At 42.2% G+C, this 14,895-nt stretch carries 13 protein-coding genes; 11 read left to right on the top strand and 2 right to left on the bottom strand.

Annotated features, from left to right (window positions below; translation table 11 throughout):
* Positions 1 to 194 precede the first annotated feature (194 nt).
* The gene (gene trpS / locus AC4HAI_RS07325; RefSeq protein WP_491111068.1) at positions 195 to 1,217 is read left to right on the top strand and encodes a tryptophan--tRNA ligase; all 1,023 of its coding nucleotides are present in this window, start codon (positions 195 to 197) and stop codon (positions 1,215 to 1,217) included.
* Between the two features lie 235 nt (positions 1,218 to 1,452).
* A complete protein-coding gene (gene guaB, locus AC4HAI_RS07320) occupies positions 1,453 to 2,934 on the top strand; it encodes an IMP dehydrogenase (protein ID WP_491111066.1) in 1,482 nt (493 codons plus the stop codon).
* A gap of 580 nt (positions 2,935 to 3,514) precedes the next feature.
* Here guaB and recF read toward each other — a convergent pair.
* Both recF and AC4HAI_RS07310 read right to left on the bottom strand, forming a co-directional pair.
* Positions 3,515 to 4,609 carry a DNA replication/repair protein RecF gene (gene recF / locus AC4HAI_RS07315; RefSeq protein WP_491111065.1) on the bottom strand — a complete coding sequence of 365 codons (1,095 nt, stop codon included), beginning with the start codon at positions 4,607 to 4,609 and terminating at the stop codon, positions 3,515 to 3,517.
* Position 4,610: 1 nt separating this feature from the next.
* Positions 4,611 to 5,009, bottom strand: coding sequence for an RNA-binding S4 domain-containing protein (locus AC4HAI_RS07310; RefSeq protein WP_491111064.1), 399 nt, complete (start codon positions 5,007 to 5,009; stop codon positions 4,611 to 4,613).
* An 81-nt stretch (positions 5,010 to 5,090) separates the two neighbouring features.
* Between AC4HAI_RS07310 and yfmF the strand changes: the two genes are divergently transcribed.
* The 9 genes from yfmF (at position 5,091) to AC4HAI_RS07265 (ending at position 14,690) form a co-directional block, all read left to right on the top strand.
* Positions 5,091 to 6,341, top strand: coding sequence for an EF-P 5-aminopentanol modification-associated protein YfmF (gene yfmF, locus AC4HAI_RS07305; RefSeq protein WP_491111063.1), 1,251 nt, complete (start codon positions 5,091 to 5,093; stop codon positions 6,339 to 6,341).
* A 1-nt stretch (position 6,342) separates the two neighbouring features.
* On the top strand, positions 6,343 to 7,614 hold the full coding sequence (gene yfmH, locus AC4HAI_RS07300) for an EF-P 5-aminopentanol modification-associated protein YfmH (protein ID WP_491111061.1): 1,272 nt from the start codon (positions 6,343 to 6,345) through the stop codon (positions 7,612 to 7,614).
* A 76-nt stretch (positions 7,615 to 7,690) separates the two neighbouring features.
* Positions 7,691 to 8,233 (top strand): CDP-diacylglycerol--glycerol-3-phosphate 3-phosphatidyltransferase, encoded by a 543-nt coding sequence (gene pgsA, locus AC4HAI_RS07295; protein WP_491111060.1) that lies wholly within the window; start codon positions 7,691 to 7,693, stop codon positions 8,231 to 8,233.
* Between the two features lie 2 nt (positions 8,234 to 8,235).
* A complete protein-coding gene (locus tag AC4HAI_RS07290) occupies positions 8,236 to 9,072 on the top strand; it encodes an energy-coupling factor ABC transporter ATP-binding protein (protein ID WP_491111059.1) in 837 nt (278 codons plus the stop codon).
* A complete protein-coding gene (locus tag AC4HAI_RS07285) occupies positions 9,048 to 9,887 on the top strand; it encodes an energy-coupling factor transporter ATPase (RefSeq protein ID WP_491111058.1) in 840 nt (279 codons plus the stop codon). Before AC4HAI_RS07290 ends, AC4HAI_RS07285 begins: the two co-directional genes overlap by 25 nt.
* Positions 9,880 to 10,674, top strand: a complete 795-nt coding sequence (locus AC4HAI_RS07280; protein ID WP_491111057.1) for an energy-coupling factor transporter transmembrane component T family protein — start codon at positions 9,880 to 9,882, stop codon at positions 10,672 to 10,674. The genes AC4HAI_RS07285 and AC4HAI_RS07280 overlap by 8 nt, the downstream gene beginning before the upstream one ends.
* A gap of 414 nt (positions 10,675 to 11,088) precedes the next feature.
* A complete protein-coding gene (gene apf / locus AC4HAI_RS07275; RefSeq protein WP_491111055.1) occupies positions 11,089 to 12,054 on the top strand; it encodes an aggregation-promoting factor in 966 nt (321 codons plus the stop codon).
* A 201-nt stretch (positions 12,055 to 12,255) separates the two neighbouring features.
* Positions 12,256 to 12,879 carry a transglycosylase SLT domain-containing protein gene (locus AC4HAI_RS07270; protein WP_491111054.1) on the top strand — a complete coding sequence of 208 codons (624 nt, stop codon included), beginning with the start codon at positions 12,256 to 12,258 and terminating at the stop codon, positions 12,877 to 12,879.
* 98 nt (positions 12,880 to 12,977) lie between these two features.
* A complete protein-coding gene (locus AC4HAI_RS07265; RefSeq protein WP_491111053.1) occupies positions 12,978 to 14,690 on the top strand; it encodes a hypothetical protein in 1,713 nt (570 codons plus the stop codon).
* Positions 14,691 to 14,895 lie beyond the last annotated feature (205 nt).

The following is a 14,895-nucleotide window of genomic DNA, read 5'->3' as shown; positions in this document are numbered from 1 at the left end:
AAACTACCTCTTTTATCTCTTTTTTGTATTCATTACATTCTACTAGAAATAGGTAGATATTTCAAATAATGACCGAGCTTTAACCCCTCAATCTTCTTGTCTCTTAAAAGGTCTGACTAGTTCAAGACTGATAAGTTCATGACGATTTATGGTATAATCTAAGGAACGAACCAATTAAAGTAAGAGGTATTACCATGTCTAAACCTATTATCCTGACAGGAGATCGTCCAACTGGTCAATTACATATTGGTCATTATGTCGGTAGCTTACAAAACCGTGTCCGTCTCCAAAATGAAGGAAACTATCAAATGTTTGTCTTCCTAGCTGACCAGCAAGCCCTGACAGATCATGCCAAGGATCCAAAGACCATTGTTGACTCCATTGGCAATGTTGCTCTGGATTATTTAGCAGCAGGCCTATCGCCTGAAAAATCAACGATTTTTATTCAAAGTCAGATTCCTGAATTGGCCGAGTTATCCATGTATTACATGAACCTTGTCTCATTGGCACGTCTCGAGCGCAACCCGACAGTCAAAACCGAGATTGCCCAAAAAGGCTTTGGGGAGTCTATTCCAGCGGGATTTTTGGTTTACCCTATCGCTCAGGCAGCAGATATTACAGCGTTTAAAGCTAACTTTGTGCCGGTTGGTAATGACCAAAAGCCCATGATTGAGCAGACACGTGAGATTGTTCGCAGTTTCAATCACGCTTATACGACAGATATCTTAGTCGAGCCAGAAGGGATCTATCCTGACAATGAATCAGCTGGCCGCTTACCTGGACTGGATGGCAATGCCAAAATGTCTAAGTCTCTAGGTAACGGTATCTACCTAGCTGATGACGCAGATACGCTTAAGAAAAAAGTCATGAGTATGTATACAGATCCCAATCATATCAAGGTCGAAGATCCCGGTCAGATCGAGGGCAATATGGTATTTCACTATTTGGATGTTTTTGGTCGTCCAGAGGACCAAGAAGAAATCCAAGCCATGAAAGACCACTACCAGCGTGGTGGCCTGGGAGATGTCAAAACCAAGCGCTATTTGCTTGAAATCTTGGAGCGTGAGTTGGGACCTATTCGTGAGCGTCGTCTGGAGTTGGCCAAAGACATGGGGGAAGTTTATCGCATGCTAGAAAAGGGAAGCCAAGCAGCTCGTCAAATCGCCGCTCAGACCCTAGATCAAGTAAAATCAGCTATGGGAATCAATTATTTTTAAGCTGAATGCTGCAATACTTAAGTAAAGTAAAAGTTGACAGAGGTTGGAAACACTTGTTCCGACCTCTGTTTTTATCTAGCCCTTTTCCAAGTGATAGCGATGTTTAATCACATTTTTATGACAAGTTATTTTATCCTTTATTTCATATTGACAAAAAAAAATGGCGTGATATGATTATATACTAATAATATGAGGTTTATAGGCCTTAACCTATATAGAAAAGAGGATGGTAGTGATGTCAAATTGGGACACTAAGTTTTTGAAAAAAGGTTACACATTCGATGATGTTTTGCTTATTCCAGCTGAGAGTCATGTTTTGCCAAATGATGTGAATATGCAAACGAAATTGGCAGACAATTTGACTCTAAATATCCCTATTATTACTGCTGCTATGGATACCGTCACAGAAAGTGGTATGGCCATTGCTATGGCGCGTGCTGGTGGTCTAGGTGTTATCCATAAAAATATGCCAATTGAAGCACAGGCTGAAGAGGTACGCAAGGTTAAGCGTTCGGAAAATGGTGTGATTATTGACCCATTCTTCCTAACACCAGAGCATACCGTTGCCGAGGCAGATGAATTGATGGGTCGCTATCGTATCTCAGGTGTCCCTGTCGTTGAGACTATGGATAACCGCAAGTTGGTCGGTATCATCACCAATCGTGATATGCGCTTCATTTCAGATTTTACCAAGCCCATTAAAGACTTCATGACAAGTGCTAATCTTGTAACAGCCCCTGTCGGTACAGATCTAAAAACAGCTGAACAAATCCTACAGCAGCATCGCATTGAAAAGTTACCATTAGTCGATGATAATGGTCGTTTATCTGGCCTCATTACCATCAAAGATATTGAAAAGGTCATCGAGTTTCCAAATGCTGCCAAGGATGAATTTGGCCGTCTCCTAGTGGCAGCTGCGGTCGGTGTCACTTCAGATACCTTTGAACGAGCAACAGCTCTCTTTGAAGCTGGGGCCGATGCTATTGTTATTGATACAGCTCATGGTCATTCAGCTGGTGTTCTCCGTAAGATTGCCGAAATTCGTGCAACTTTCCCAGATAAGACCTTAGTTGCTGGTAATATTGCAACTGCTGAAGGGGCGCGTGCCCTCTATGATGCTGGTGTTGATGTCGTTAAAGTTGGAATCGGTCCAGGATCTATCTGCACGACTCGTGTTGTAGCCGGTGTTGGTGTTCCGCAAATTACAGCTATCTACGATGCAGCTGGTGTTGCTCGTGAATACGGTAAGACGATTATTGCTGACGGTGGTATCAAGTATTCAGGTGATATTGTCAAAGCCTTAGCTGCTGGTGGCCATGCTGTTATGCTCGGTTCAATGTTGGCTGGTACTGATGAAGCACCAGGTGAAACGGAAATCTTCCAAGGACGTAAATTTAAAACTTACCGTGGTATGGGATCTGTAGCCGCTATGAAGAAGGGATCCAGCGATCGTTACTTCCAAGGGTCTGTCAATGAAGCTAACAAGCTAGTTCCAGAAGGAATTGAAGGCCGTGTAGCTTACAAGGGTGCAGCGGCAGATATCGTCTTCCAATTAGTGGGTGGTATCAAGTCAGGTATGGGCTACACTGGAGCTGAAGATATTCTTACGCTTCATGATAAAGCTCAATTTATCGAAATGTCAGGTGCAGGTTTGATTGAAAGTCACCCACATGATGTCCAAATTACTAACGAAGCACCCAACTACTCAGTGCAATAATGTAGTAATAAAGCGATTAAAAGAGAGTGGGACTCAATCAGTAAACCGTGAAAAAATCACGGTTTTGATTTACCTCGCTTTCCCATTTTTAGACTCGGGTAGAAATCCTCCACTGGAGCATTTTGACGCTTGCTTTGCAAGCTTTATTTCCCGATTAAAAAGCTCTACTAGAGCTTTTTAACCCACCTCCGCATAGCTCAAAAGGTCTGGGAGACCTTTTGAGGTTGAAAATAAAATGAACAGTAAGTTCATCACAAAAAATCCGGTGGATCTTTGGAGGTTGGGGATAAATGGTAGTTAAACAGTCCAGTGGACTGTTTAAGGGGGCGCCTGAAAATAAGAATGCGCCCCGAGATAAGGACTACCAATCAGCAGTGGTTCATTGGTGCCAAAGCACCTAATCAACTGTGCAGGGGTAAGACTAAAGTTGGCATAGCCAATAAGTCTTACTCCCAACCACTGCGTTAATCTGGTAAATTTAAGATAATATTAACGAGTCTGGACTTTTGTCTCAGACTCGTTTCTCTGTAAAGCTCCTGTCAACAATGTTGATACCTATAATATAGAAGAAATAAGCATTTTATTGGCTTAACTTGATAGAGCCCTTGTCTACTGTAAAGACTTTCAAGTTTTCTGGTAAATGATGTAAATGCTCTAAACTCGTTGTTGTAATGAAGGTTTGGACGTTTTCTTTGATGCCTTCTAAAAGTTTCACTTGACGATGATTGTCAAGTTCACTCATAACATCGTCAAGCAGTAATATAGGATAATCACCAGTCGTCAGCTTGATTAACTCAATTTCTGCTAACTTTAGGGATAAAATTAAACTTCGCTGCTGACCTTGACTAGCAAAGGAAGCATTCATATCATTGATAAAAAAAGTCAGATCATCACGATGGGGACCAACTCCCGTATTCTTTTTTAAGCTATCACGATGGTAGTTTTTCTTGAGCTGTTCAAGGAAATTTTCCCTGATCAGCTCAACTTGGTCAAACTTGACTGATGACTCATAAGAGATGCTCAGATGTTCCATCTGATTAGAGATAGTATGGTGATGCTGGTCAGCTTCCCTGGCTAGATCTTTGATAAAATGATAGCGATGCTCCATAACACGGCTGCCGTAGTCAGCTAGCTGTTCATCAATAACGGCTAGATAATCGGCATCAATGATCGAAGCTGTCTTGAGATAGGCATTGCGCTGCTTAAGGATATGGTTGTAATGGGATAAATCAGATAAATAGACCGGTTTAATCTGCCCTAGATCGATGTCTAAAAATTTACGACGTAAACTAGGAGATCCCTTAATCAACTGCAGGTCTTCTGGCGCAAAAAGGACAACCGTCATATTACCAATATAATCGGATAATTTCGTTTGTTTGAGATAATTGATCTTGGTAATACGCCCCTTATCAGATAAATTGATTTCTAAAGGAAGTTTACCGCTAGAGCGTTGGAGCTGTCCTGAAACTCGAAGAGCTGTCTCATGAAAACGAATCAGTTCCTTATCGCTTCGTGTCCTATGACTGCGGGTCAAGGCAAGGAAGTATATGGCCTCTAGGAAATTGGTCTTTCCTTGGGCATTTTTTCCAAGAAAAACGTTTAGACCCTTGGAAAATTCTGCTGACATTTCATGATAGTTACGGAAATTATTAAGTCTAATGGATTCGAGCCACATGTTACCTACCTGGAAATCTGACTGGTGCTTGATTTTTCCCCTGTCTAGGAGTCCGTCCACGCCCACTAGAAACCTGTCTAGACTGTTTTTTCTTAGCCTTATAGGATTGGTTCATCTCTTTGACCAGAGCAGCGCCCCGTTTTTCCTCAGCTCGTTCAGCTTCATGCTGAGCAATTTCTTCATCAGATGGTGAAACAATAGTGATCTCTAAGTTCTCAGAGGGAATAGTGATGGTGTCCCCCGCTTTTAATTGTTTACGACGTCGCTTTTCGTCTTTGCCATTTAAGAGTACAGTCGTCTCAGCTAAAAAAGACTTAACAGCACCGCCGGTTGGAATAATTCGCAAATCTTTCAAAAGAGACTGTAAAAGAATGACATCATCAAAGAGTTTGTATTCCATACGTTCCTCGACTTTCTAATGAGAATATTATAGCATATTTTGTTATAATTTAAGGCATTAACAAACGGATGAGGACTTGTCATGAAAATTGTTGATGGTGTCAATTTGCACCACATTCAAACAAAGAAGTTTAAAACTAATAAGTTGACAGTTAGGTTTACAGGGAATCGCCGCAAAGAGACGGTTGCCAAACGAGTATTAGTAGCCCAGATGCTTGGGTTAGCCAACCAAAAGTATCCGACCAACCAGGCATTTAGAAGGGCTCTAGCCGATATGTATGGGACCAGCTTGTCAACACATGTTTCCGATCGAGGACTGTATCACTTAATCGATATTGACATTGATTTTTTAAATGATCGCTACCTCCTAGGGCAAGAAACTATCCTAGAGGAAGTTTTTGACATCCTTTACAATGTCCTTTACAACCCTTTGAGCACTCTTGAGCAATTCCAATCAACAGCATTTGATATTGAGAAAGAGAATCTGATAAACTACCTAAAAGCAGACAAAGAGGACAGTTTTTATTACAGTGAATTAGGATTACACAAACTTTACTATAGAGATGAAAATTTACAGGTGTCTAGATTTGCTGATCCAAAGCTAGTTGAGCAAGAAACCTCTTATACCGCCTATCAAGAGTTGCAAAGAATGTTGCGGGAAGATCAGATCGATATTTTTTTACTCGGCGACCTTGATACGGCTGCTGCCCTTGACAAGCTAAATCAATTTCCTTTTCAGGCACGATCAGAAATAGCGGCTACCACCTATCAGCAAGATAAGCAAGCCATCATCAAGGAGCAGCTTGAACAACAATCGGACAAGCAGTCAATTCTCCAGTTAGCCTACAATTTACCTGTGCGCTTGAGTGACGATACCTATCCTGTTTATCAGGTCTTACATAGTATGCTTGGAGCTTTTAGTCATTCCAGATTATTTACACAAGTTAGAGAAAAAGCTGGCTTAGCCTACAGTATTGGTAGCCAAATAGACCCCTACACAGGTTTACTACAAATTTACGCAGGTATCGATAGCAGCAAACGAGAGCAAGCCTTGAATCTAATCAATAGACAATGGTATGATTTTAAATTGGGCCGCTTTTCTGGTCACCTCCTGAAACAGACCAAAGATCTCTTGATTGCTCAGAGACATATTGCTGGCGACCATCCTAAGTATCTCATTGAGAAAAATTATAACAGGGCTCTTTTCCTTAGTGAAAAGACAGATGATTCTTCTTGGGATGAGCGCATTCAAGCAGTTAGTAAGGCTGATATTATTGCAGCCGCACGGCAATGCCATCTACAAGCAATCTATTATCTAGAAGGAGTAGAATGAGATGTTGGAAAAACAAGCGTTTGACTATACCCATGAACCTGTCTATCATCAGGTTTTAGATAATGGCCTTCATCTATATTTGTACCCCAAGGAAGATTTTGCTGAGATGTCTGCCCTGCTTGAGGTTAAGTTTGGCTCCCTTGATGCTCCAGCAACAAAAGAAAATGAAGCACCTGTAAACAAAGCAGGGCTCGCCCACTTCTTAGAGCATAAGTTGTTTGAGTTAGCAGATGGCAAAGATGCTGCTCTAGAATTTGCAAAACTCTCAGCTGACAGCAATGCGTTTACGAGTTACGAAAAGACAGCCTACTATTTTTCATCCCATGGTGAAAACTTAGAAGCCTTAGACTTGCTGCAGGAATTTATCATGACAGCAGACTTCGACCAAGAATCAGTTGAGGCTGAAAAGGCCATCATCAAACAGGAAGTTGACATGTACCTTGACGATGTTGACTACAAACTTTACAACGGAATCTTGAGTAATCTTTATCCTGAAACACCCTTAGCTGAAGATATCGCAGGGAGTCAGGAAAGTTTAGCTAATATCACCTTAAAAGACTTAAAAGACAGTCATAGAGCCTATTATACACCATCGAACATGAGCCTCTTTGTTGTTGGCAACTTTGACAAAGAGTTAGTCAGCCAGCGTATCCAGGAAAAGCAAAAGAAGTTTACAAGTCATAAACATAATATTGACAGAAAACGTATCAACTTGACAGAAGTTGTCAAGAAATCCTCTGTTCAACGAGAGGTAGCGAAGCCTAAGCTAGCCATGGGTATTAGACTGGCTCCCCTTAGTGAAGGAAGTTTAGTCAGCCAAAAACTGAAACTGCGTTTCTTTTTCTCCATGATCCTTGGCTGGACGAGTCAGAACTATCAAACATATTATGATCAGGGAATCATTGATGATTCTTTTGATATTGATATTGAGGTATCACGTCGTTACCAGTTTGTCATTATCAGTTCTGACACTTTGGAGCCGATTAATTTAGGCAATCAATTAGAAAGAGCTATCAAACAGTTCAAGACCAATCCAGACTTAAATGAGGAGCACTTAAATACCCTGAAGCGTGAATACTACGGAGAATTTATCAGGAGCTTAGATAGCGTCGAGCACCTCATGACACAATTAGCCGCCTACCAAACGGATGAGGAGTCCTACCTCCAGGTACCGACTTATCTAACCCAGCTAACACTAGAGGATGTAATCGAGACGGGGCAGTTGGTCTTGGACCAGATGGCCTTATCAGAGATGACAGTCTTCCCAGACTAGTTTAAAACCCCATATTTTTTGCTATAATAAGAGAGTATAAAAGACGAGACTGACCAAAAATAGAAAAGAGATCTCAATGACAAAAAAAGAAAATTTACCAAACTTATTGACTATTATTCGTATCTTTATGATTCCCCTATTTCTTATCCTGACCTCACTTAAAGGGCATGGGATCGTTATGCATGTGATTGCCGCCATTGTTTTTGCTATTGCCAGCTTCACAGATTATCTGGATGGTTATCTAGCAAGAAAATGGGGAGTCGTGACCAACTTTGGTAAATTTGCAGATCCGCTAGCGGATAAAATGCTGGTGATGTCAGCTTTTATTATGCTGGTCGGGATGGATCTAGCACCAGCCTGGGTATCGGCCATTATCATCTGTCGAGAGCTAGCAGTGACTGGCTTGCGTCTACTTCTAGTCGAAAACGGAGGAACAGTCCTTGCTGCTGCTATGCCTGGTAAGATTAAGACTGTGACTCAGATGCTCAGTGTTATCCTCTTGCTTTGCCACCTAGAAACAGCAGGTTTAGTCATGCTCTACATCGCCTTGATCTTCACCATTTATTCAGGCTATGACTACTTCAAAGGTGCAGGCTATTTATTCAAAGATACATTTTAACGATGACAGCAATAATATCACTAGAAGGTCTGACATTTGCTTACCCTGAAAGCCAAGAAAACACCCTGACAGATGTGACGTTTCACGTCAAACAAGGGGAGTGGCTTTCCATCGTCGGACACAATGGCTCAGGAAAGTCAACTCTCGTGAGATTGATTGATGGTCTCCTTGAGCCAAAATCCGGCACAATTAAAATTGCAGACCAAGAATTGACACAAGATACTGTCTGGGACATCAGACGAAAAATAGGGATGGTCTTTCAAAATCCTGATAATCAATTTGTCGGTGCAACGGTTGAAGACGATATCGCTTTTGGTTTAGAAAACCAAGGGATACCTTATCAGGACATGAAAAAGCGTGTCACAGAGAGTCTCGATTTAGTTGGCATGAGTGAGTTTGCTCATAGGGAACCTGCCAGACTCTCCGGCGGACAAAAACAAAGAGTGGCAATCGCTGGTATTGTAGCCATGCAACCAGATATTATGATCCTAGATGAAGCAACCAGTATGCTTGATCCCCAAGGGCGTTTGGAACTGATGGAAACCATCAAAAAAGTTAGGGATAACTATGGAATGACGATTTTGTCTATTACACATGACTTAGATGAGGTAGCCCTGAGCGATCGTGTCCTCGTCATGAAAAAAGGACGAATCGAGTCCACCTCTACACCAAGAGAGCTCCTAGGACGAGGACATGAGCTGGATCTGCTTGGCTTAGATCGTCCCTTTACGACAGCTCTCTTAAGCGCCCTTAAAGAGACCTCGTTTGCCATAGATAAAGCATATGCCACCGAATCAGAACTAGGAGATGACCTATGGGCATTACTCTCGAGCAAGTAAGTTTTACCTATCAAGAAGGAACCCCCTTTGAGGAGCGGGCGCTTTTTGATGCGACCGTGCAGATTGAGGACGCTTCCTACACAGCCTTTATCGGTCATACAGGCAGCGGAAAGTCTACGATTATGCAGCTGCTAAATGGGCTCAATAAGCCGACTAAGGGCTTGGTACAAGTCGATGATATCCAAATAACAGCGCAATCCAAAAACAAGACCATCCGTCCTCTCCGCCGTAAAGTTGGCCTGGTATTCCAATTTCCTGAAAGTCAGCTCTTTGAAGAGACAGTACTCAAGGACGTCGCCTTTGGTCCCCAAAATTTTGGGGTCACTAGAGAAGATGCTCTGCTGGTCGCCAAGGAAAAGTTATTGCAGGTGGGGATTGCTGAGGACTTATTCGATAAAAATCCTTTTGAGCTCTCAGGAGGACAGATGAGACGGGTCGCTATCGCAGGTATCCTAGCCATGGAGCCAGAAGTCCTAGTCATAGATGAGCCAACAGCAGGTCTTGATCCTAAGGGGCGTAAAGAGCTAATGGAACTGTTTTCAGAGCTCCATGATAAGGGACAAACCATTGTACTTGTCACCCACCTCATGGATGATGTGGCGAATTTTGCGGACTATGTCTATGTCTTAGAAAAGGGTCACATCATCGATCAAGGACTACCTAAGTCTGTCTTTCAAAAGGTGGAGTTTTTAGAAAGCAAGCAACTAGGAGTTCCCAAAATTACCCGTTTTGCCTATGATTTAGTCAAGAAAGGTTGGATGATCGACCAGCTTCCCATTACTATAGAGGAATTCGTGGAGGTACTTAATGGATAATCTCATTCTAGGACGCTACATCCCTGGTCATTCCTTAATTCATAGACTGGATCCCAGGAGCAAATTGTTAGCCATGTTTGCCTTTATCCTGATCATCTTCTGGGCCAATAACCTTCTAACTAACCTTATCATGGCTGGTTTTACCATGATCTTGATCTTGTTATCCCAAGTCAAATTGAGCTTTTTTATCAATGGTCTTAGGTCTGTATTCGTACTCATATTATTCACAACTGCCTTCCAGCTTTTTTTCAATCATCAAGGACAAGTAATTTGGACCTTCAGCTTTCTAAGCATCACAGATACAGGCTTGCATATGGCGGGACTGATTTTGATGCGATTTATACTAATTATTTCTTTTTCTACTTTGGTCACTTTGACGACAACCCCCTTAAGCCTGTCTGACGCAGTAGAATCCCTACTCAAACCTCTCAAACTCTTAAAGGTTCCGGTCCACGAGATTGGTTTGATGTTATCTTTGAGCTTGCGCTTTGTTCCTACACTTATGGATGATACGACTAGGATTATGAAGGCACAACAAGCACGTGGCGTAGATTTTGGCGAGGGTCACCTACTCCAAAAAATTAAATCAGTCATCCCGATTTTGATTCCGCTCTTTGCGTCTAGCTTTAAGCGTGCGGATGCTCTAGCTATAGCTATGGAAGCTAGAGGCTATCAAGGTGGCGATGGGAGGACGAAATATCGTCAGCTTCGCTGGCGCCTAGCAGACAGCCTCTTTCTTTTAGCCATGTTGATCCTAGCCCTAACACTTTTTTGGCTCAAGAACTAGACTAATTTTCTCGAAAAGATAATGAAAATAATCGTTTTAAGACGAGAGTGGGACTCAATCAGTAAACCGTGAAAAAAATCACGGTTTTGATTTTGTTGTCCCACCTCCGCCCACCTCCAACAGTTCCCCAAACTGTTGGAGCTATCACTGGCACGGTAGTTAAACAGTCCAGTAGACTGTTTAAGGGGGTGCCTGAAATAAGAATGCGCCCCAAGATAAGGACTCCCAACCACTGCGTTAATCTGATAAATTTAAGATAATATTAACGAGTCTGGACTTTTATCTCAGGCTCGTCTTTTAAACAGCTTTTTTTATAAATACTCCTATTTTATTAGGAAGAATTCAGGATTACTCATAGAGATTCAATGCGATTGTAATATTTTTAACCCAAGATCAAAGCCAAAGTAATAATAAATGTGTATAGTGGTCACTATATTTTTTAAAGGAGTGGTGATCATGACAATTAAAACACACAGAAAAAATAATCGCCAATCACAAAAATTGGCCTTACTTGGCCTGTCTGCTGCAACAGCTCTTGGAGCAGTCAGCGTATCTCATGTCGTTCAAGCAGATACTTACACTGTTAAAAGTGGAGATACCCTATCTGCTATTGCTAGAAAAAACAATACTAGCGTTACCAATCTAACCCAGCTGAATCATATAAAAAATCCAGACTTCATCATGGCTGGTCAAGCGCTTAAGCTGGAGCCTACCGATGCGGATCAAAAAAATACTCAGCAGACCAAGGTTCAAACTACAGCACAGGCCCCAAGTGAGACAGTGCCTGAACAGCCTCGTCAGAAAAAATCCAGCCAGACACCAGCGAGTGATTCCCTATCGGCTACCTCACAAGCATCATCTAGTGAGACAGCACAAGCAGCGATGCCTAGCTCTGAGTCAGCGAGTCAGTCAAATAGTCCAGAAACAAAGGCCAAGACGGATCTAAAGCCAACTCAGCAATCAGCTAAAGCTCCTAGTCGCCTATCATCTAGTTCATCTGAGCCAGAATCACAAGCGTCAGCTGCTTCTGCTTCCCAATCGCCAGCAGCAAGGCACAGTCAAACAGCAACATCAGAAGCCACAGCTACCCAAGTTGTAAGTCATAGTGAGAGTGAGACCGAGTCAGCTAAAAGCAGTAAATCCAGTTCAAAGAAAGACTCAGAGGCTGCAGCCAAGGAAACCATCGCCCAAAAAGAATCTGGAGGCAGCTATACAGCACAAAATGGCCAATACTATGGCCGCTATCAGCTGACCAAGTCCTATTTGAATAATGATCTATCTCCTGAAAATCAGGAACGTGTAGCTGACGAATATGTCACCTCACGCTATGGATCATGGAGCAAAGCCCTAGAGTTTTGGAACGCTAATGGCTGGTATTAGTAGATTGATACAGGAAATAGAGTGGAATAAAAGCAGCAAAGAAAATCTAAACCGTGATAAAATCACGGTTTATTGATTGTGTTCCACTCTCTTTTTTATCTAAAAAAAATGCACTTGTAATATTTTTAACCTTAAAACAATTCAACAGTAATAACTTTTAGATAGTATGGAAGCACGCAAAAGCAAAAAAGGAGTAGCCCAATGCATAAGAAACAAAAAAATAAAAAATCTGATAAACTCGTTATCTTTACGATCTTAACGACTTTAGCAGCCATGGTATTCGGCTTTATTTCTGAACATAACCACAAAGATCCAGTATCTGACCTATCCTTTGCCGAAGAAGTCTCAACGACATCCGATAGTGCCAATGATAATAAACAAGAAAAAGTAAGCAAAACACAAGAAGCAAACGATTCTACGCAAACAGCCTCTACCGAGCTAGCAACAACAGAAAATGACAGTGCTCAAGCTGGTCAAACAGCAGCGACAGAAACCTCTGAAACAGCCAATGTTAACGCTCAAACAGCAGCTCCATCACAAGGCGCACAATCTGCTAACTATACCTTGGCAAATGGTAATCAAGCCGGTGAAGTTGGTAGCCGAGCAGCTGCACAAATGGCTGCGGCTACAGGTGTCAGCCAGTCAACATGGGAATACATCATCGCGCGTGAGTCAAATGGAAACCCAAATGTTGCGAATGGTTCAGGCGCATCAGGTCTCTTCCAAACCATGCCAGGTTGGGGATCCACAGCAACTGTCGATGACCAAGTCAATGCAGCCATCAATGCTTATAACGCTCAAGGCCTATCAGCTTGGGGAATGTAAGCCATAAATAGTATCTAAGAAAGAATTTGGAAGGTTTGTTCCAAATTCTTTTTTTATGCTATACTAGAAACTGATTTTGACGACATTCGGAGATTGACATGATGAAAAAGACTTGGTTTCACTATATAAGAGCAGTTCTATTGATCTCTCTTTTCTCATTCTTGCTCGTCCTTCCACAATGGAGGAGCAATACCTTTGCTATGGGGGCGGATTCCCTCTTTCACTACAATAGGTTTTATGATGCTGCTATGCAGATTCGAGAGCACAACTTCTCTTACTTTGTCTCGATCTACGGCTTCCAGCAGTCAGGACGGATTGTCAACGCTCTCTATGGTCCCTTCTTTGCCTATTTTCAAGGGATATTAGTCCTACTGGGTAGGACCTGGTTTGGTTACCAATTAGTATCGCGTCTAGTATTAGGCATCGTTTCTGGAACAGCCATGTATAGCCTGCTGCGGACATTAAAAATCAAAGATAAGATTTCCCTTCCCTTAGCTTTCCTATATCTGACGACCTTTTCCATCCAATATTGGACCATGAGACAGGGATTCACGAGCTGGGGAGCGGCTGTCATGCCCTTCTCTCTGATCCCAGCCTTCCGCTTTGTCCTAAAAAAAGAGATCAATCCTTTGCAGTTGGCATTTTCAGTGAGTTTGATGTTTCATATCCACTTACTGAGTACCCTCTTCTTAATTTTGATCTATATTCCTTTCTTTGCTTACGGCTTTATGATCAGTCAAAATAAAAAGCGTATTCTGGCTCAAGTTGCGCTTGCTGTAGGGATAACCTTGCTTCTAACAGCCAATGTCTGGCTGGCCTTGCTATTTTTAAAAGCTGATAATAACTTGCTCAATCCCTTTATCAATGAAACGATGGCCTTTAATACCATTAATAATGGATCCAAATATTGGTTGGTAACCCCTGTAGCATTGGCCGTATTAATGGTGATTCAGCTGGTCCACCTGCTTTACCGCTGGAAAAAGATAGAAAGTTGGGAGCGTATCCTAAATGGTGTCTACCTGTTCTTCCTCTTCCTAGCTTCTTCTTATTTCCCCTGGGGTTGGTTGATCGCTCGTGGCAATAGCTTTGCCAAGCTAGTTCAGTTTCCCTTTCGTTTCTTTGTACCAGCGACGATCTTAATCATTGTTATTGTCGCCTTGATCATCAGCCGCCTGCCCAAGCAAAAATATCTCAGTATCCTCCTGTTAATCTGTGCCCTATTAGGGGCAGGGCAAGCGATCAATAGCTTGCAAGAGGCGGATCAAGCAGCTAAAGCCTCCCGATATGTCATGAAGCCAGGTAAGCATACCCATCCTAATGGCAGCTATGAAGAACAATACTATGCCATGTTTGAGCCAGAAAATAGCCTGCTCTTACGCCGTATTGAAAAGTCAACACCTGATTATGTCCCTCTCTATGGTTCGATCAAAGGCTACAATACCTATGATGAGTATGCCAAGAAGATTATTTTTAATAAAGATGTCAAAAAAACCATCAATAAAGAAGGGAACTTGACCCTGAGCTGGGACTCCAAAGGTGGGAGAACAGAGCTTCCCATCGAGGTTTATAAGCGGACAGTCTTGACCTTAAATGGTAAGACGCTCTCACCAAAAGATTATACCCTATCGACCTTCGGAGTCCCTACGGTATCGTCCAAGACTGGTCACAATAGCTTGACGCTTACCTATAAGTCCCCTGGTTACTTTGGTTTTGTGATTGCCCTGACGCTTCCCACTTGGCTGGCCTTAGCGGTCATCAGTATCATCAAAGTCCGCACAGGAAAGGTTTATCCTATTTTGCTTTCTGATTAAATCATGTTATAATCTGTTACGGTGTTAGCCTTGCTAACGCCGTTTTTCACTGTCGACCTTCAAATCGATTGTTGAATAACTAGACCCTTCAAGTCTATGTTAACCAAGAAATAGTGGCTAAATTTAGGTCACTATTTCCAATTGAGCAGGGGCTAAAAACAGCTGTATTTTAGCCTTTTTAGTCCTGAGCATCTTATATTTGATG

It is taken from the genome of Streptococcus sp. ALY_208, assembly GCF_058314295.1.
This window is presented reverse-complemented; position numbering and strand designations above follow the sequence as displayed.

Excerpts from the sequence above, each read along its gene's own strand:
- trpS (WP_491111068.1), top strand. The coding sequence starts at position 195 with ATGTCTAAACCTATTATCCTGACAGGAGATCGTCCAACTGGTCAATTA.
- guaB (WP_491111066.1), top strand. The coding sequence starts at position 1,453 with ATGTCAAATTGGGACACTAAGTTTTTGAAAAAAGGTTACACATTCGAT.
- recF (WP_491111065.1), bottom strand. The coding sequence starts at position 4,609 with ATGTGGCTCGAATCCATTAGACTTAATAATTTCCGTAACTATCATGAA.
- AC4HAI_RS07310 (WP_491111064.1), bottom strand. The coding sequence starts at position 5,009 with ATGGAATACAAACTCTTTGATGATGTCATTCTTTTACAGTCTCTTTTG.
- yfmF (WP_491111063.1), top strand. The coding sequence starts at position 5,091 with ATGAAAATTGTTGATGGTGTCAATTTGCACCACATTCAAACAAAGAAG.
- yfmH (WP_491111061.1), top strand. The coding sequence starts at position 6,343 with ATGTTGGAAAAACAAGCGTTTGACTATACCCATGAACCTGTCTATCAT.
- pgsA (WP_491111060.1), top strand. The coding sequence starts at position 7,691 with ATGACAAAAAAAGAAAATTTACCAAACTTATTGACTATTATTCGTATC.
- AC4HAI_RS07290 (WP_491111059.1), top strand. The coding sequence starts at position 8,236 with ATGACAGCAATAATATCACTAGAAGGTCTGACATTTGCTTACCCTGAA.
- AC4HAI_RS07285 (WP_491111058.1), top strand. The coding sequence starts at position 9,048 with ATGGGCATTACTCTCGAGCAAGTAAGTTTTACCTATCAAGAAGGAACC.
- AC4HAI_RS07280 (WP_491111057.1), top strand. The coding sequence starts at position 9,880 with ATGGATAATCTCATTCTAGGACGCTACATCCCTGGTCATTCCTTAATT.
- apf (WP_491111055.1), top strand. The coding sequence starts at position 11,089 with ATGTGTATAGTGGTCACTATATTTTTTAAAGGAGTGGTGATCATGACA.
- AC4HAI_RS07270 (WP_491111054.1), top strand. The coding sequence starts at position 12,256 with ATGCATAAGAAACAAAAAAATAAAAAATCTGATAAACTCGTTATCTTT.
- AC4HAI_RS07265 (WP_491111053.1), top strand. The coding sequence starts at position 12,978 with ATGATGAAAAAGACTTGGTTTCACTATATAAGAGCAGTTCTATTGATC.